Origin of the sequence: Flavobacterium pectinovorum (assembly GCF_900142715.1) — a bacterium.
GTDB lineage: Bacteria > Bacteroidota > Bacteroidia > Flavobacteriales > Flavobacteriaceae > Flavobacterium > Flavobacterium pectinovorum.
In genome coordinates, this window is the sequence record NZ_FRBX01000006.1 from 298,725 (window position 1) to 316,301 (window position 17,577).

Below are 17,577 nucleotides of genomic sequence, written 5' to 3' on the forward strand. Positions count from 1 at the left end.
TCCCAAATTCCAATTTTACGATTGGGGTTTGGGATTTTTCTTTTTCATCTTTGTCAAAGTTTAAAACTTTGACAAAGATTTTATGGATATAGTTTAAAAAGATTGGTATTTGGAATTTAAAAAAGATTGAAATTTAAAACCTAAAGTCCCAAATCAAGAACATAAGAAATCTTAACTGCTATATTATCCTCAAATCTCATTAATTGATTTGGTCCGTAGCGGTAAAATCCGCCTAAACCAATCCCTTTGTAAATTTTGTTTAATTCAATTCCGGATTCAAAAAAACCTTTGTTAAGTGTTTTATAAGTTGGCCCAACCTGTTGTTCCGGATGATCCATATTTCCCCATGCCATTCTGGTTACTAATACCAATGACGGACGAACTTTTCTTAATAATCTAATTCTATCAAAGCCATGTTTTACCTGAAACATAATATATTGACTAGAGAAGAACTCATTAAAATACATGGTTTCAAAACTGTTTCTTCCGGCAAAAGTAATACGCTGTATAACCGTTTCTTTTGTTAAGTTGTTTGGAGCAGTATTGTATAAATGTGTTATTGGAACGTCGCCCATTGCATAACCTCCCTGCAGTAACAAGCTTGTTTTTTGGCCGTTTAGGTAATTCTTTTCGTATTCTGTTTTAAAATCTATTTTTCCAAAGGTAAAATCGTTTCCTAATACATTTGGCAATGATTGTGTGTACTGAAAAGTAAACCTCGGAAATCTTTTATCAGATTCGTTTCTGCCTGTTGGAGTTTGCATAAAATCACTAAAAGGCGCCCAAACAATAGACAACATCGCAGTTGTCATAATATAACTTGAGTATAATTTTCCGTTTAAATTAAAAAGATAATCAAACTTTGGCTCAACATAATTTCTTGATAATTCCAGAACAGCTTCAGTTTTAGGAATTATTTTGGTTTGAAGATTGGTTTTCCAGGTCGTGTAGTGATAAAACGTACTAATGTTAATTGGCCGTGGATCATAAATTTTAAAAACACGTTTATCAACGGCAAAAACAGTACTTGCAATTTCTCTAATGTCATCAGTATAATAACCGTTTATCCAGGTATTTGTGTTTTTGTCTAATAAAGCTCCTCCGCCTAGACTGTATTTTACAACGCCATCTTTTGTTCCGTAAGCCGTGTAACCTTCAATTCTAAAACCTTTAGAAAAACGATCATTAGTGATTCCGCCAATACCCAATCTAAAACCTTCGTAATTATTGTAGCTTATTATTTTCTTTAAATCAAGATCAACAGGGCCAATTGGAAAATAACCATTGATGATTTTTCTTCCCGATCCCAGTCGTTTTTCTATTCTTTTACTGATAGAAAGACTGTCTAATAATTGATATGTTTTTTGACCCTTTAAATCGAGACTGTCTTTTCGGTATTTGTTCCAGAAAGTTTCGGGCTGTTTGCTGGCATCATCCTTAATTTCAATATAAAGCGCTGGATTTTTTACTGATGGATTATTGTTGTAGTGAATGTCAAAATTGTTGCTTTCAGAAAGGACATAAGTGAAGTCTGAAGCTACTTTTTTTCTCGGTTCATAATCTTCTTCGGCATCTGCATCAAACTGAATAGTTCCGCCTAAGATTTTTATATCCTCATCGTTTTTTCCTTTTACGATTTTAAAAGTTGTATTGCTTTGAAACCATAATTTTTCACTTGGAACATATTCAAATTCATGAATTCCGCTAATATCCAAAACGCCTTTTATTCGCATTACTGCTTTTGCTACAGCAAAATTTTCCTGATCGATATACAAAACACCTTCAAGTCTGTTTGATCTTCTTTTTTTGTTTTTAAAGTAAATCATATAGGTATTTCTTCCTTTGATAGCTACAGTATCAAGGAGTTTGTAGCTGTAATCGGCAAGCGCATTGTTTGAAATCGGGCTTTCATGCTTAGTTTCAAACAATTCATATTTAGTGTCGTAAATAGAAATAGACTGCAAATTGAAAGCGATGATTTCATAAATTGGCTGTTTAAAACCTGCCATTTTAGAACCCAGAATCGTTTCTTTCAGTTTATTATTTGCAAACTGATATTGTGATACTTTTTCGGTTTGAAACAAGTGCTGTTTGGTTATTATTTCCTTAAACTTATAATCAGAGGAATCTATGTTAATTTCTTTTTTATTGAAATCTTTATAAGCTGCAGAAGAATCGATTCTACCGTCAATAGAATCCGGATTTGCCGTTACAATAAGTTTATTATAGGTTTTATATTCAAAGTTATTCAGCTTTTTTTGCGGATTGTTATTGTTTTTATTTGCAATTACTTTCCTTAAAATAGCCAAAGCAGGATTTTCGTTGGCAATTACAACTTCTTTTAAATTATCTGTTTTTTCAGAAAGTAAAACCGAATAGAACTTTTTATTGTTTAATACCGTAATCGTTTTGGTAGTAAAACCAACATAAGAAACAGTAAAAGAAGGAATATTTGTAAGGGAATGAAGAACGAATTTCCCGTCGACGTCTGTAATAGTATTGTTATTGTCCGAAGTAGTAATTGTAGCGAAAGGAAGAGGTTTGTTTTTCGAGTCATTTACAATTCCGTTTATTTGAAATTGCGCCTGAATAGTAAGCGTGAAAAACAAAGTCAGTAAACAGAATAGCTTCATACAGAGAATTATAGTTGCAAAACGAAAACAATTAAATTTTGGTATGCAAAAATAGCAATAAAAAAATCCGTCTAGTACAATTTTAACTAAACGGATTTTAATTTGTTTCAAATAAAATTAAACTTTCATGATTTCTGCTTCTTTAGCAGCCAATAACTCGTCAATTTTTTTGATAAAACTATTTGTTAAGGTCTGAACTTCTTCTTCTGCAGATTTGCAAACATCTTCTGAAGTTCCTTCTTTTTCTAATTTTTTGATATCAGTATTAGCATCTTTACGAGAGTTACGAATACCAATTTTAGCATCTTCAGCTTCAGCTTTTGCTTGTTTAGCCAAATCTCTACGGCGTTCTTCTGTCAAAGGCGGTACGCTGATAATAATTACGTCACCATTATTCATTGGATTAAAGCCAATATTGGCAACCATAATTGCTTTTTCAATAACCTGCAGCATATTTTTTTCAAAAGGCTGTAAAGTGATTGTTCTGGCATCAGGAACACTAATTTTAGATACTTGCGAAAGCGGTGTTGCAGATCCGTAATAATCTACGAAAACGCTTCCCAACATTGCCGGAGAAGCTTTTCCAGCACGAATGTTTAAGAATTCTTTTTCTAAATGCGCAATCGAACCATTCATTGATTCTTCAGTACTTTCTAAAATAAAATCTATTTCTTCACTCATTTTTTTTAGATTTTTTAGATTTCTAGACGATTAGATTTTTAGGTTTCTAAAAAAGGCTTCGTCTAATTTACTAACTAATATGTTTTTGTTTTTTAATTTTTCTTAAAAAGATTACCAGAATTAAAAATTCTAATAATCTAATATCTAAGTAGTCTAAACATTCACTACAGTTCCGATATTTTCACCGTCGCAGATTTTCAAAAGGTTTCCAATTTTGTTCATGTCAAAAACAACGATTGGCAATTTGTTTTCCTGGCTTAATGTAAAAGCAGTTGTATCCATTACGTTTAATCCTTTTTTCAAAACATCATCAAACGAAATAGTATCAAATTTCACTGCCGATGCATTTTTTTCGGGATCAGAATCATAAACACCATCAACACGTGTTCCTTTTAAGATAACATCTGCATTAATTTCGATTCCTCTTAAAACGGCAGCGGTATCAGTTGTAAAATATGGATTTCCGGTTCCGGCACCAAAAATTACGATTCTTCCTTTTTCAAGGTGACGATCTGCTCTTCTTTTAATGTATGGTTCTGCAATAGATTCCATTTTTAAAGCAGTCTGCAAACGTGTTTTCATTCCTTTGTCTTCAAGAGCACCCTGCAAAGCCATTCCGTTAATAACAGTAGCCAGCATACCCATATAATCGCCTTGTACTCTATCCATACCGGCACTTGCACCTGCAACGCCTCTAAAAATATTTCCTCCTCCTATAACAATAGCAATCTCTACTCCTTTATTGTGAATTTGCTTAATCTCTTCAGCATATTCGGCTAATCTTTTTGGGTCGATTCCGTATTGTAAATCACCCATTAAGGCTTCGCCACTTAGTTTTAGAAGAATTCTTTTATATTTCATGTGTTGTTGCGTTAATTTGTGCAAATATAGACATATTCTGATTTTTAAAAATAATGTTTTTAAAAAATTAATTTGTTCTTTTGAGTTTTAAGTTTAAGAACATTTATTTCTCTTCAATCTGATAAAAGTCATTCTTGCATCTTTTTAAAATTTGTATTTTTATCGTATCAAAACGAAAGAAATATGAAAAGTATTGTAGCCAAAGGATTATTCAACAGTCATTCTTATCCTGAGTACCGAAAATTAGTCACAGATTTATTATCACAAGGGAAATCAACCGGTAATGATCAATCAGAAAGTCTCACTCATTATACCAGTTTAAATGAAGCGAGAATGAACCGACTGGAAAAAACCATTAAAATTTCTGAAGACGTTATTTCGAAGCTGCAAAACTTAAACAATCATTATATCTGGCTTGTAATTTCTGAAGGCTGGTGTGGCGATGCGGCACAAATACTTCCGATACTTAATAAAATGGCTTTGGCATCTGATAAAAAAATAGATCTCAAGATTGTTTTAAGAGATGAAAATGACGAATTAATGAGCCAGTATTTAACAAATGGAGGAAAAGCAATCCCGAAAGTAATTGTAATTTGTAAAGAAGCCGGAATTGTTCGTGCTGATTGGGGACCAAGACCAAAAGGCGCCTCCGAATTAATGATTAACTATAAAAAGGAATTTGGCGTAATTGATGAAAAAATAAAAACCGATTTGCAATTGTGGTATTTGGCAGATAAAGGAATTTCTGTTCAGGAAGAACTGGTTCAGATTATGGAAAATATAAAATACAATAGGCTGTAAAACTGTCTATTTTAGGTAATATATTGATAATTAATGTCGTACCATCATAAAATTTATTAAAATATTTGGTTTTAATATAAAGTTTTGTATCTTAGTAATAAGAAAACCCACTTCTATTATTATTTTTTGATTTACTCTTATTGGTGTTTATTTAATGTTGAACTATTAAAAATCCACTATTATGAAAAAGTTATTCGAAAAATTTTACGATTTTTTTTCGAGATTATTGTTTGACGGAAAAAATGTACCACACTATTAATTTCCAAAACAATTAATTTAGGAGTTGGCACATTACAATAGCACTACCTTTTGTAATGTGTTTCTAATTTATTGGAGTTTCTCTAAATAAATTTCAATTCCATTTAAGAAAACTTACAAATCAAAATTCACGACAGATATTCCTAAGTTGATGCTGTTTATGCTTTTTTGATTATTGAGTATAATATCGTATTGGGCAGTTTCAATGAAAATAATAAAGTCATCAGAACCTATTCCAATTCTAAACTTTCTATATTCTCCATTTAGATTTCCACGCCCTAATGCAAATCCTTTTCCGTAACCGGCTTGCGCTGTAATTATGGTGTTTTCGCCTACTTTCGGACTTAAACCAAAATTTAAATATACAGGAACTGCTACAAATTTATCTTCCCATTTCCAGTCTATACCACTGTGAATTCCTAAAGTAATCCATTTTTTGTAATGAATTCCATATCCAATTTTTGATCCTAAACCATCAGGAACAAACCAATCCTTATTTTTTTGATCCGGATAATCTTCTGATTCATATCTTTCATTATTTCCGGCCAAAGATGCAGAAATATCAAATTGAAGATAAGTAAATTTTTTATTTTGTGCATTAACAGATAAACTAGCTAGTAAAATCATGATAAACACAAATAAAAATCTCTTCATACGATTTACGATTAGTTTTGCTGTAGGCTTTCTTCGAATAAAGTAATATCAATCGCATTTTTAACGTCGTAATCACCAATTTTAGTTCGGCGTAAAACAGTTAAGTGTGATCCTGAATTCATGGCTTTTCCAAAATCAAAAGCTAGTGAACGAATATAAGTACCTTTGCTGCAAACAACCCTAAAATCTATTTCAGGAAGTGCAATTCTTATAATTTCAAATTCGTGAATTGTGGTTTTTCTGCTTTCAATTTCTATCGTTTCTCCTGCTCGTGCGTGTTCGTATAAACGAACGCCATCTTTTTTAATAGCTGAAAAAATGGGTGGTTTCTGGTCAATTTCACCCAAAAATTGTTTTACCGTTTCGTGAATCAAAGCTTCGTCGATATGCGAAGTTGGAAAAGTCTGGTCGATTTCGGTTTCTAAATCATACGATGGAGTAGTGGCTCCGATGTAAAAAGTTCCGGTATATTCTTTGGCCTGACCCTGAAGTTCAGAAATTCTTTTAGTAAATTTTCCGGTACAAATCAATAATAAACCAGTTGCCAAAGGATCAAGTGTTCCCGCATGACCAATTTTGAACTTTTTAGGAAGCCCGACTTTATTGATTAAAAGGTATTTTAATTTATTGACAGCTTGAAACGAACTCCATTTTAAAGGTTTGTCAATCAATAAAACTTGTCCGTCTAAATATTCTTCAGTTGTCATTATATAATCGTAAGTGGGTGAATGAAAAAGTGAATCAATAACAAAATGATTCCGGCGATAATTCGGTAATAACCAAAAACTTTAAAACCGTTTTTAGTTAAAAAACCAATAAAGGTTTTAATTGCCAAAAGTGCTACAATAAAAGCAACCACATTTCCTATAATCAACAGATTAACCTGATCGTGCGATAATTCGAATCCGTCTTTATAATAGTCGTAGCATTTTTTTACTGTTGCTCCTAACATTGTAGGAACCGCTAAAAAGAATGAAAATTCAGCTGCTGTAGTTCTTGATAATTTTTGCGACATTCCGCCCACAATACTTGCACCACTTCTTGAAACTCCGGGAATCATGGCAATACATTGAAATAATCCAATTTTTAGTGCTTGTAAATAAGTAATTTCCTGAGATGTTTCTGCTGTATTTGGGTTGTTAAACCATTCGTCTACTTTTAATAAAATTAAACCTCCAATTAAAAGTGAAACAGCAACAGTAACCGGATTTTCTAATAAACCATCAATAAAATCACTCAATAATAAACCTAAAACAACGGCAGGAATAAACGCAACCAAAAGTTTAAAATAAAAATCAAGTGTTTGAAAAAAACGTTTGAAGTATAAAACAACTACCGAAAGTATCGCGCCAAGCTGAATAACAATCGTAAAAAGTTTGGTAAAGTCGTCGTGTGCAATTCCGAAAAAAGAAGAGGCAATAATCATGTGTCCAGTTGAAGAAACAGGTAAAAATTCTGTAATTCCTTCAATAATGGCAAGAACGATAGCTTGTAATGTATTCATTTAATTTAGATTGTTAGATTATTAGACTTCTTAGATGTCAGATTTTTAAAGAGAAGATCTAAAAATCTAAGTTGTCTAAGCAGTCTAAGAAAGTCTATTTAGATTTTTTGAAAATAGAATAAATCGTGATTCCAAAACCAATTAAAACAGTTGTTGGAGCTAAACGGATACGTCTAAAACTAAAAACATCTTCATTAAAAACATTCGGATTATCACTTCCTCCTCCAGACATTAAAATAAATCCTAATGCGATAACGCCAATTCCGATCAATAGAATTTTATAATTGATACCGTCAAAAAGGAATTCCTGTTTTTGTGGTTGTTGTTCTGTATTATTGTTGTTTTTCATTGCTATTTTTTTGTCAGCCTGAGCGTCCCGAAGCTTCGGGAGAAGGCGTTTTTATTTTAAAAAATCTAAAATCTAAAGTCAGAAATCTAAAATTAATAAAGATCGTCTGTTCTTAAATTTAGAAAACGTTGTGTTGCAAAGTGCGTGCTTACCCATGTAATCAGGATTCCTAAACCGAAAACGGCCAATAACACCAATCCTATTAAGATTTTGTCTTCTAAAATTCCTAATCCAGGGAAATTTGTTTCTACATAAAGTAAAAGTGCAATCAAGGCAACAATGGCTAATCCAGCGCCAAGGATTCCTAATTTTACGCTTCGCATAACAAATGGCTTACGAATAAACGATTTTGTAGCGCCCACCATTTGCATCGTTTTAATAATAAAACGATTAGAGTGAATCGATAAACGTAATGAACTATTGATTAATAAAACAGCAATTACGGTAAGGAAACCGCTGATAATCAAAATCCACATACTTACTTTTTTGATATTATCGTTTACCAGATTTACCAATTGTTTGTCATAAACAATATCTTCAATCATAGTGTTTTGACGTAATTTACTTTCAATTTTTAAGATACTGTCTCTTTCAACATAATCTGCTTTTAAATGAATATCAAAAGAATTCAATAATGGATTTTCTCCTAAGAAAGTAAGGAAATCTTCTCCGATAATATCAGTATGTTCTTTTGCAGCTTTTTCTTTGGTTACATAAACATATGATCTTGCAAAAGGAGCTCTTTTCAATTCAGTATTAAAAGCTTTTATTACACTATCATTGGCCTCGTTTTTTAAGAAAACCGTCATCGCGATTTTTTCCTTAAAGTCATCAGCCAGTTTTTTAGAATTGATAATGAATAATCCCAGTACTCCCAAAAGGAATAAAACCAGAAATACACTTAATACAACCGAAAAATAAGAGGAAATTAACCTGCGCTTTTGAAATTTATCAAAGTTAGAACTCATAGTATGCTTAAATTATGTGGTAAAAATAATAAAGTATTTCTTTATTTAAAGTTAATAACGACCAAAGTTTTGACTTTTGTACAATAAAGATACGATTCAGGATTTAATAAATCAAGAATTAAAAATCTTGCAAGCCGATTTAACCGTAAAGTTGTTTCTGTTTAATCTCGGCAAAATCGTAAAGTTTAGTTTGATTGTTTGTACGTCTCCAACGGTTGAAACCGTTGGCTATGTTTTAATGTTATAATTTTTATCTATCTATTCAGAACAGCCCGAGGTTTTAATCTTGGGAGACGTATTTTGATGAATTTTGCGTTGTGTTTCAGCGGTTGAAACCGCAGGCTATGTTTTAGTGTTGTATTTTTTTATTCAATATAGCCCGAGGTTTTAACCTCGGGAGACGTATTTTGATGAATTTTGCGTTGTGTTCCGGCGGTTGAAACCGCAGGCTATGTTTTAATGTTGTATTTTTTATCAATATAGTCCGAGGTTTTAACCTCGGGAGACGTATTTTGAAAGTCAACAGATAAAAAACTTAGCAACTTAGAATCTTAGCGTCTTAGAACCTTAGAAAGAACCTTAAAAAGTTTCCCAAACCAGAGACAAATAATATAATCCCCCAATGGACGGCCCGCCCAGAATAGAAGTATAAGGTTGATTTAAAAGATTGGTGGCTCCTAATTTTGCAGTAATTCCGGATTTTTGAAAATAATAATTGATTTGCGCATCCATAGACCAATAAGCGGGTACAGTTCCGGAAACTAAAAAAGAAACATAATCAAAATTGTTTTGATAACGTGCCGTCGCGCTCGCACCAAGATTTCGCCAGATATTATTGGCAATTAAAGTTCCGTTTACGTTAAATTCAGGAGTATTAAAACCATCTTCAAGACCGTCTTTATCGTCTGTTCTGTCCAATTTTGTGTAGGTTAGATTTGTTAAAGCCGTAAAAGTTTCATCAATTCTATATTTCAAACCTAAACTTCCGCCGTAATTGTAAATTTTACTTTTAGAATTTGTCCATAAACGGTAACGATTTTGGGTTGTTCTCGAATATAAAAGCGTTGGAATTTGTGTTTGATCTGTTGTATTAACAGTGCTGGCTTCCACCTGAGCAATAAAGTTTTTATAAGAGTTGTAATAAAAATCGGCATCAATAAAAAGATCTTTGTTTAATGCCATTCCCCTAAAACCAAATTCAAAAGATTTTACAAATTCAGGTTCCAGATAAGTGTACGGGTTTTTCTGAATCATGTTTTTGTTCTTTTCAATAGCTTGTGCCTGAGTTAAACCATTTGTGTTTACATCGGTGTTAACCTGCGCCTGAAATTTATCAATCGATGCTTTTGTATACGAATTCTCAAAAACACCATCAGACATAATCCTCAAACCGCCAACACGTTTTACACCTCCCGAATTTACATTCGAAAATCCTTCAAAAATACTCGGAAAACGATATCCGTTTTGGTACGATGCCCTGAAATTAATCGTTTCTTTTGGAGAATAAACCGCTGTAAACTGAGGGGTGAATTTTGCATCAAAATAATCAGATTTGTCCATTCTTATTGTGGCGCCCAAACGTAATTTGCTATTGAAAAAGTCTTTCGTTAACTGTGTAAAAGCCCCAGTTTTTTGATACGTTAAATTTTCAGTAGTACTTTTTGGGTTGATAAAATAATTTCCGTCAGGAACAATAATGTAGTTTCTATAATCGAAACCGCTTAATAATTTAGTATCGATTTTTTCGAAGAAAGAAACAAAAGCCTTATCCCAATTAATAAGCCCTTCGCCATGAACTAAAGTCGATTTTACGCGCAAAGCCGCACCAATATCCCAATTATTGATATCGATTAATTCTTTTTCTTTTGCTTCATACGCCGGAGTTCCCGGTTCAAAACGTCCCTGATCAGATTGTGATCTGGCCATTTTATGAGCGTCGGCAATACTTGCTCCGCCTGTAATAGCATTTTTATAAGAGGTTGAATAATCTGCAAACCATTTATCATCTGATTTATAAGCGCGATCCATGTTTTCTGCCAAAGAACGAAGGTTATATGAGTTTCCGGTATTTTCGGTTGTGGCGTATGCTTTTACCTGAAAAATAGGCGTGTGATAATCAACCGCAAATTGATTCAATGTGTAATCGTCTAATCGAAATCTGTTCGAACGCTGATAGATAGTATTAATCAATGCTGTTTTATAAGTAACAGAAAGTTCGTTTCCTTTTTTCGGACGAAAGTAAAAACCAACATCAGCTTTATAATTTTTAATGTCATAATCGGTAATATCCGTTTCGCGATATCCGGTTCTGGCAACAACATAATTTTTACCGTTTAAGTTTAAAGTTTTTCTGTTTGCCGATTCATTTCCGTAACCGTTTACTTCATCATAAGCCGGATTATCTGCGCCGGATAAATTGGTCGAAGCATTGGCATTTGGCGCCAAATCGGTTCTGTCATCGGCAACCCAATCTGTTCCGCCCGTAGTTGAAGCATTTATTTTGAAGGCAATTTTTTCATTGAAAGCTTTTGCAAATCTTAAATTAAACTGAGAATAAATTTTCGGTGAAAACCGATCAACATTGCCAACATGATTGACGCCCGTTAATTGCTGAATACTTACGCCCTGATATTCAAAAGGATTTTTGGTTTGAATATTTGCTAAACCGTTAATAGCGTTCATTCCGTACAAAGCCGCAGCCGTTCCCGGAATAATTTCGATTTTATCAATATCCAAATCATTTGCGCCGAGTGCATTTGCAATTGGCGCGCCCAAATGGGGTGCCTGATTGTCTATTCCGTCAACCAATTGCGCAAATCTTACGTTGGTCGAATTCGCAAAACCTCTTGTGTTTATTACTTTAAAACCCAAACTTGGCGTAATAATCTGAACTCCTTTTACATTTTCTAATGCTTCATAAATACTTAGAGAACCCATTTTTTTGGCTTCCGCCGATTTTAACTGCTCGATACTTATCGGCGAACGCATAATATTTTCAGATCGACGGGAAGCGGTAATTACAACTTCGTTTAAATCTTCTTTTTTGATGCTGTCCTGATCTTTTTTTGAATTTTGAGTTTGAGAAAAGCTTTTTAAACTTATCAAAAGCAGAAATGTGTAAAGGTTTAGTTTCATAAGAGAATAAAAAATTTCAGTATGTTTTAAAATGAACACTGATGGTTATAAAAAATGATTTTGGTTGTTTGATTTTTTTTTAAATGAATAATGTGTTTTAAAATTTTAAATTTTGGGTTTCTTTTAGGGCAAAATCCTTAATACGTTTTTCAATTTCATAAAAAACAACAATAGCTTTTTCACCTGCTTCGGTTAATTTTGCTCCGCCGCCGCCTTTTCCTCCAAGAAGTTTCTCTACCAGCGGATTTTCGGCACGCTGATTCATTTCTTCAACCAATTGCCACGCCTGACGATAGGACATTTTCATTTCTTTTGCCGCATTGGTAATAGATCCTGTTTTTCGAATATTCTCTAAAAGCCAGATTTTCCCAATTCCCAGAAATGGACCTTCAGTTTCTTCAATCCAAAGGCGAACTTCAACAGAATATTTTTTGCTATTACTCATTTTATTCTTTTAGTGATCTTACAAAAATAGCACTATTATTCTTTATTTGTGCTGGATTGAAATCCAGCCCTACAATATTGGTCGTTCCTCCGGAACTTTTCTTCATGATTCAGAAAACGCAATTTATCTAAGTATAAAAACACGAATATAAGTATATTTACGTAATTAAAAATAAGTAATGTGTTTTTTTATTTGTTTGTCAACGAAATAGCTTTGGTACAATCTACAATAAATGTAAATTTGCGATCTTAATTCGGTGACAAACCTTTGAATCTTTGTCACTCTGAACCTTTGAACCTTAAAAGAGAATGAAATACAATCCAAACGAAATCGAAGAAAAATGGCAAAAATATTGGGCTAAAAACCAAACTTTTGCTGCATCAAACAATTCTGAAAAACCGAAGCATTACGTGTTAGACATGTTTCCTTATCCATCTGGAGCGGGATTACACGTTGGGCATCCGCTGGGTTACATTGCTTCAGATGTATATTCTCGTTTCAAAAGACATCAGGGTTTCAATGTTTTGCACCCAATGGGTTATGACAGTTTTGGTTTGCCGGCAGAGCAATATGCGATTCAGACAGGACAGCGTCCCGAAGATACAACACGCGTAAATATTGACGGTGGAGTGGATAAAGAAGGAAAACAAATTGCCGGATACAGAAAACAATTAGATAAAATCGGGTTTTCATTTGACTGGGCGCGTGAAGTACGTACCTCAAATCCTGATTATTACAAACATACACAATGGATTTTTATTCAGTTATTTAATTCATGGTACAATAAAGAAACAAACAGAGCCGAAGATATTTCGACTTTGACAGCTATTTTCGAAAAAGAAGGAAATGCAGAAGTAAATGCCGTATCTGATGATAATATTCAAAGTTTTTCGTCAAGCGAATGGAAAGCGTTTTCAGCAGATGAGCAGGAAAAAATATTGTTGCAATACAGATTAACGTATTTGGCAGAAACCGAAGTAAACTGGTGTCCTGGTTTAGGAACTGTTTTAGCAAATGACGAAATCGTAAACGGAGTTTCTGAGCGTGGTGGATATCCTGTAATTCGTAAAAAAATGACCCAATGGAGCATGCGAATTTCTGCTTATGCAGAACGTTTGTTGCAAGGTTTAAATGATATCGACTGGAGTGAATCTATAAAAGAATCACAAAGAAACTGGATCGGAAAATCGGTTGGTGCAATGGTTTCTTTCAACGTGAAAAATCATGATGAAGTAATCGACGTATTTACAACTCGTCCTGATACTATTTTTGGCGTAACTTTTATGACTTTGGCACCAGAACACGATTTGGTGGCTAAAATTGTAACCGCAGATCAAAAAAATGCTGTTGATGCGTATATCGAAAAAACAGCAAAACGTTCTGAGCGTGAGCGTATGGCCGATGTAAAAACCATTTCGGGAGTATTTACCGGAGCTTATGCAGAACATCCTTTTACGAAAGAACCAATTCCAGTTTGGATTGGAGATTATGTTTTGGCAGGTTACGGAACTGGCGCAGTAATGGCGGTTCCTTGTGGAGACGAAAGAGATTATGCTTTTGCAAATTTCTTTAAAGGTCAAAACGGAATGCCGGAAATTAAGAATATTTTTAATAAAGATATTTCAGAAGCTGCTTTTGGAGCCAAAGAAGGATTTGAATTAATAGATTCTGATTTCCTAAACGGATTAAATTATAAAACAGGAACTCAAAAAGTAATTGCCGAATTAGAAGCGATAAATCAAGGAAGCGGAAAAACAAATTACCGTTTGCGTGATGCAGTTTTCTCTCGTCAGCGTTATTGGGGAGAACCTTTCCCGGTTTATTATGTAAACGGACTTCCAAAAATGATCGCTACAGAACATTTGCCGATTATTTTGCCGGAAGTAGAGAAATATTTACCAACCGAAGATGGTTTGCCTCCATTAGGAAACGCAACAATTTGGGCTTGGGATACAAAAAACAACGAAGTTGTTAATACTGATTTGGTCGATAATTTCGAAATTTTCCCTCTTGAACTAAACACCATGCCGGGTTGGGCGGGAAGTTCATGGTATTGGATGCGTTACATGGATGCACACAGCGAGGATAGATTTGCAAGCAAAGAAGCGTTAGCCTATTGGGAAAGTGTCGATTTATACATTGGCGGAAGCGAACACGCAACCGGACACTTACTATATTCTCGTTTTTGGAATAAATTCTTAAAAGACAAAGGTTTCGCTCCAACGGAAGAACCATTCAAGAAACTGATTAATCAGGGAATGATTTTGGGAACTAGTGCGTTTGTTTATGTGTCTAGAGAAAACGACAAAATTCGTATGATTTCCCAATCTGAATATAATAGAAGTTTAGAAGAATCTAAATCGAAATTTACAGATGAGGAAATCGGTAAATTTGATGAAGGAGATTTAGAAGATTTTTCGGAAGGATTATTAAGTGGACAAATTCCTTTTGCAATTGTACAGCGAATTCACGTTGACGTGTCTTTAGTGAATTCGTCTAATGAATTAAATATCGATAGCTTCAAAAATCATCCTTTGTATTCTGATTATGCAAAAGCTGAATTTATCACAGATGATAACGGAAAATACATTGTTGGTCGTGAAGTCGAAAAAATGTCGAAATCAAAATACAATGTGGTAACTCCGGATGATATTTGTGCAGAATACGGAGCTGATACATTACGTTTATACGAAATGTTTTTAGGCCCGTTAGAGCAGGCAAAACCTTGGAATACTGCAGGAATTTCGGGAGTTTTTGGTTTCCTTAAAAAATTATGGAGATTGTATTTTGATGAAAATAACGGTTTAATCGTAAACAACGACGAACCTACAAAACACAACTTAAAATCGTTGCACAAAACGATCAAAAAAGTAGCAGAAGATATCGAGAGTTTTTCTTTCAATACTTCGGTTTCTCAATTTATGATTTGTGTGAATGAATTGTCAACTCAAAATTGTCATTCAAGAGCGATTTTAGAACCATTAGCGATTTTGGTTTCGCCTTACGCACCGCATATTGCTGAAGAATTATGGTCGCAATTAGGAAATAAAGATTCTATTTCGACAGTTGCTTTTCCTGTTTTTGATGCGAAGCACTTAGTTGAAACGAATAAAGAATATCCGGTTTCTTTCAACGGAAAAATGCGTTTCACAATCGAATTGCCTTTGGATTTAACCGCGGCGCAAATCGAAGAAATCATCATGAAAGATGAAAGAACATTAAAACAACTTGATGGAAGAATCCCAAATAAAGTGATTATTGTTCCTGGAAAGATCATCAATTTGGTTGGTTAACCAGATTTAAATTCCAATATAAAATTCCAAATTCCAATTTTACGATTGGGGTTTGGGATTTTTTTTTGTAGTAATTTTTTCTGCCACGAATTACACGAATTTTCGCGAATTTTATTTGTGTTAATTCGTGTAATTCGTGGCAAAACTTCACCATGCTTCAATTGGAATTTGGAATTTTTTATTGAAATTTTCATTTCAGTTGTAACATTTTAATAGTTCTCGTATCAAAAGGACGGATCCGATTATTTATCAACTTAAAATTATTTAAAATGAAAAATTATATTTTAATTATCGCCCTTTTATTTTCGAAATGGTATTTAAACCAATTAAGCAATTTTATAAAAGCATAAAATGAAATTCGAAGATATCTATAAAGCATATTGGGATCGAATATTCAGGCTTTGTATGGGGTTTGTTAACGATTATGATATTGCGCAGGATCTGGCTCAGGAAACCTTTATTATTGTCTGGCAAAAACTCGAAACTTTTAGAAACGAATCGGGCATAGGAACCTGGATTTTCAGGATCGCTTCTAATAATTGTTTGAGGCAGATTGAGAGGCAGAAACGTTTTCCGAAATCGGCATTACCACTTCATCTTACTGAGGAAAAGCAATATTCATTAGAACCACAAATTCAGTTTTTATATAAATGCATTGCTGAATTGCCCGAAACCGACCGTATTATTATTTCACTTGAACTTGAAGATGTAAAACAATCAGAAATAGCTAAAATCGTAGGGCTTTCGGAAACCAATACAAGAGTGAAAATTCATAGAATTAAAGAAAAACTGACTGAAAAATTCAAAGAAAATGGACAGCAATAATATAGATTTTAAAGATTTATGGAAAAAACAAACCGTAAATCAACCGAACATAGAAGATTTACTGGCAAGATTAAAACAGTTTAAAAAAACAGCTTTGCGCAGTTTATGGATCACTAATATCCTGCTTTTTGCAACATGTACTTTTATTATTTTTATCTGGTATTTTTATCAGCCTGATTTGATCTCGACTAAAATTGGAATTGTTCTAACGGTTTTAGCAATGCTTATTTATCTGATTGTTTATAACAGGTTATTATCCACTTATAAAAATATAGACGCAACCCAAACCAATCAGCAATATTTGCAGAAACTCATTTTAATTAAAAGAAAACAACAATTTTTGCAATCCCGAATTTTAAGCTTATACTTTATTCTATTAAGTATAGGAATAAGTTTGTATATGTATGAATACGCATCAAAAATGAGTTCGTTTTTTAGTGTTTTAACGTATGTGATGTTGTTTTTATGGATAGGATTTGCCTGGTTTTATTTGAGGCCAAAGGAAATCAAAAAACAAGAAACCAAATTAAATAGTCTGATAGAAAAATTTGAAGAAGTCAATAAGCAATTAGAAATTTAATTTGATAAAAAAATCGGTTTGTAAATTTTACAAACCGATTTTTTTATCAAATTAAATTTCTAACCTCTGATTCTTATCTCGGAAATACATAAGTGTTTGGATGTACTACAATAATTCCGTCTGAATTTGCCGTTCCGGTTAATTCAGAAACCACTTTTCCTCCCACATAAATTTTAGCCGTTACCGTTTGTCCTGCAACACCGCCAAGACCGCTTGTGTGTACTAAAGCTCCGTCTGAACCCGCGTCAGCAGTAAATTCTTTTGTCCATGGCAATGCAGGAACATCTTCAATAAGCGGAGCACCACTTTTTTCCATATAAGTTACATCAAGTTCACCCGTAAAATTTCCTGTTATTTCATATTTTACATCTCTTGATGCTGTTACTGGTCCAGAGTTGTTATCATCGTCGCTGCTGCATGAAACTGCTGTAAAAGCAAGTGTTAATACAAGCACTGCTGTTTTAAAAATTGATTTCATAATAAATTCTTTAATAATTAATATTCATTTAAAACAAAATTACAGGCTTGAAAAACAGTTGGCAATACCTGATAAAATGTATTTTTTATTACCTGATATCAGGTAAAAGCAA

15 protein-coding genes are annotated in these 17,577 nt (G+C 33.4%); 4 read left to right on the top strand and 11 right to left on the bottom strand.

Features of this window, described 5'->3' with window-relative positions:
• Window positions 1-140: 140 nt before the first annotated feature.
• From BUE22_RS19950 to pyrH, 3 genes are all read right to left on the bottom strand, one after another.
• Window positions 141-2,633, bottom strand: coding sequence for a DUF5686 family protein (locus BUE22_RS19950; protein ID WP_073397694.1), 2,493 nt, complete (start codon window positions 2,631-2,633; stop codon window positions 141-143).
• Between the two features lie 117 nt (window positions 2,634-2,750).
• Window positions 2,751-3,314, bottom strand: coding sequence for a ribosome recycling factor (gene frr / locus BUE22_RS19955; protein WP_042564729.1), 564 nt, complete (start codon window positions 3,312-3,314; stop codon window positions 2,751-2,753).
• A gap of 153 nt (window positions 3,315-3,467) precedes the next feature.
• The gene (gene pyrH, locus BUE22_RS19960) at window positions 3,468-4,175 is read right to left on the bottom strand and encodes a UMP kinase (protein ID WP_042564728.1); all 708 of its coding nucleotides are present in this window, start codon (window positions 4,173-4,175) and stop codon (window positions 3,468-3,470) included.
• Window positions 4,176-4,358: 183 nt separating this feature from the next.
• Between pyrH and BUE22_RS19965 the strand changes: the two genes are divergently transcribed.
• A complete protein-coding gene (locus BUE22_RS19965; protein WP_073397696.1) occupies window positions 4,359-4,976 on the top strand; it encodes a thioredoxin family protein in 618 nt (205 codons plus the stop codon).
• Between the two features lie 372 nt (window positions 4,977-5,348).
• Here the strand turns inward: BUE22_RS19965 and BUE22_RS19970 are convergent, their stop codons facing one another.
• The 7 genes from BUE22_RS19970 to BUE22_RS20000 all read right to left on the bottom strand — a co-directional run bounded on the left by BUE22_RS19970 (window position 5,349) and on the right by BUE22_RS20000 (window position 12,289).
• Window positions 5,349-5,888, bottom strand: coding sequence for a hypothetical protein (locus BUE22_RS19970; RefSeq protein WP_243396808.1), 540 nt, complete (start codon window positions 5,886-5,888; stop codon window positions 5,349-5,351).
• 11 nt (window positions 5,889-5,899) lie between these two features.
• Entirely contained in the window at window positions 5,900-6,595 is a 696-nt protein-coding gene (gene truB / locus BUE22_RS19975; protein ID WP_073397698.1) for a tRNA pseudouridine(55) synthase TruB, read from the bottom strand.
• Entirely contained in the window at window positions 6,595-7,392 is a 798-nt protein-coding gene (locus BUE22_RS19980; protein ID WP_073397700.1) for an undecaprenyl-diphosphate phosphatase, read from the bottom strand. Before BUE22_RS19980 ends, truB begins: the two co-directional genes overlap by 1 nt.
• Before the next feature lie 94 nt (window positions 7,393-7,486).
• Window positions 7,487-7,741 carry a DUF3098 domain-containing protein gene (locus BUE22_RS19985; protein WP_073397702.1) on the bottom strand — a complete coding sequence of 85 codons (255 nt, stop codon included), beginning with the start codon at window positions 7,739-7,741 and terminating at the stop codon, window positions 7,487-7,489.
• 92 nt (window positions 7,742-7,833) lie between these two features.
• Complete coding sequence (locus BUE22_RS19990; protein WP_042564723.1) at window positions 7,834-8,709, bottom strand: cell division protein FtsX; 876 nt, start codon at window positions 8,707-8,709, stop codon at window positions 7,834-7,836.
• A 579-nt stretch (window positions 8,710-9,288) separates the two neighbouring features.
• A complete protein-coding gene (locus BUE22_RS19995) occupies window positions 9,289-11,844 on the bottom strand; it encodes a TonB-dependent receptor (RefSeq protein WP_073397704.1) in 2,556 nt (851 codons plus the stop codon).
• Between the two features lie 97 nt (window positions 11,845-11,941).
• Window positions 11,942-12,289, bottom strand: a complete 348-nt coding sequence (locus BUE22_RS20000; protein ID WP_073397705.1) for a winged helix-turn-helix domain-containing protein — start codon at window positions 12,287-12,289, stop codon at window positions 11,942-11,944.
• Between the two features lie 308 nt (window positions 12,290-12,597).
• On the opposite strand from BUE22_RS20000, the gene BUE22_RS20005 reads away from it, so the two are divergent.
• From BUE22_RS20005 to BUE22_RS20020, 3 genes are all read left to right on the top strand, one after another.
• The gene (locus BUE22_RS20005) at window positions 12,598-15,582 is read left to right on the top strand and encodes a leucine--tRNA ligase (protein WP_073397707.1); all 2,985 of its coding nucleotides are present in this window, start codon (window positions 12,598-12,600) and stop codon (window positions 15,580-15,582) included.
• A gap of 351 nt (window positions 15,583-15,933) precedes the next feature.
• Window positions 15,934-16,407, top strand: a complete 474-nt coding sequence (locus BUE22_RS20015; RefSeq protein WP_073397725.1) for an RNA polymerase sigma factor — start codon at window positions 15,934-15,936, stop codon at window positions 16,405-16,407.
• Entirely contained in the window at window positions 16,394-16,987 is a 594-nt protein-coding gene (locus tag BUE22_RS20020) for a hypothetical protein (protein WP_073397727.1), read from the top strand. Before BUE22_RS20015 ends, BUE22_RS20020 begins: the two co-directional genes overlap by 14 nt.
• A 73-nt stretch (window positions 16,988-17,060) precedes the next feature.
• Here BUE22_RS20020 and BUE22_RS20025 read toward each other — a convergent pair whose 3' ends face one another.
• On the bottom strand, window positions 17,061-17,465 hold the full coding sequence (locus tag BUE22_RS20025; RefSeq protein ID WP_073397729.1) for a hypothetical protein: 405 nt from the start codon (window positions 17,463-17,465) through the stop codon (window positions 17,061-17,063).
• Window positions 17,466-17,577: the final 112 nt, after the last annotated feature.

Excerpts from the sequence above, each read along its gene's own strand:
- BUE22_RS19950 (WP_073397694.1), bottom strand. The coding sequence starts at position 2,633 with ATGAAGCTATTCTGTTTACTGACTTTGTTTTTCACGCTTACTATTCAG.
- frr (WP_042564729.1), bottom strand. The coding sequence starts at position 3,314 with ATGAGTGAAGAAATAGATTTTATTTTAGAAAGTACTGAAGAATCAATG.
- pyrH (WP_042564728.1), bottom strand. The coding sequence starts at position 4,175 with ATGAAATATAAAAGAATTCTTCTAAAACTAAGTGGCGAAGCCTTAATG.
- BUE22_RS19965 (WP_073397696.1), top strand. The coding sequence starts at position 4,359 with ATGAAAAGTATTGTAGCCAAAGGATTATTCAACAGTCATTCTTATCCT.
- BUE22_RS19970 (WP_243396808.1), bottom strand. The coding sequence starts at position 5,888 with ATGAAGAGATTTTTATTTGTGTTTATCATGATTTTACTAGCTAGTTTA.
- truB (WP_073397698.1), bottom strand. The coding sequence starts at position 6,595 with ATGACAACTGAAGAATATTTAGACGGACAAGTTTTATTGATTGACAAA.
- BUE22_RS19980 (WP_073397700.1), bottom strand. The coding sequence starts at position 7,392 with ATGAATACATTACAAGCTATCGTTCTTGCCATTATTGAAGGAATTACA.
- BUE22_RS19985 (WP_073397702.1), bottom strand. The coding sequence starts at position 7,741 with ATGAAAAACAACAATAATACAGAACAACAACCACAAAAACAGGAATTC.
- BUE22_RS19990 (WP_042564723.1), bottom strand. The coding sequence starts at position 8,709 with ATGAGTTCTAACTTTGATAAATTTCAAAAGCGCAGGTTAATTTCCTCT.
- BUE22_RS19995 (WP_073397704.1), bottom strand. The coding sequence starts at position 11,844 with ATGAAACTAAACCTTTACACATTTCTGCTTTTGATAAGTTTAAAAAGC.
- BUE22_RS20000 (WP_073397705.1), bottom strand. The coding sequence starts at position 12,289 with ATGAGTAATAGCAAAAAATATTCTGTTGAAGTTCGCCTTTGGATTGAA.
- BUE22_RS20005 (WP_073397707.1), top strand. The coding sequence starts at position 12,598 with ATGAAATACAATCCAAACGAAATCGAAGAAAAATGGCAAAAATATTGG.
- BUE22_RS20015 (WP_073397725.1), top strand. The coding sequence starts at position 15,934 with ATGAAATTCGAAGATATCTATAAAGCATATTGGGATCGAATATTCAGG.
- BUE22_RS20020 (WP_073397727.1), top strand. The coding sequence starts at position 16,394 with ATGGACAGCAATAATATAGATTTTAAAGATTTATGGAAAAAACAAACC.
- BUE22_RS20025 (WP_073397729.1), bottom strand. The coding sequence starts at position 17,465 with ATGAAATCAATTTTTAAAACAGCAGTGCTTGTATTAACACTTGCTTTT.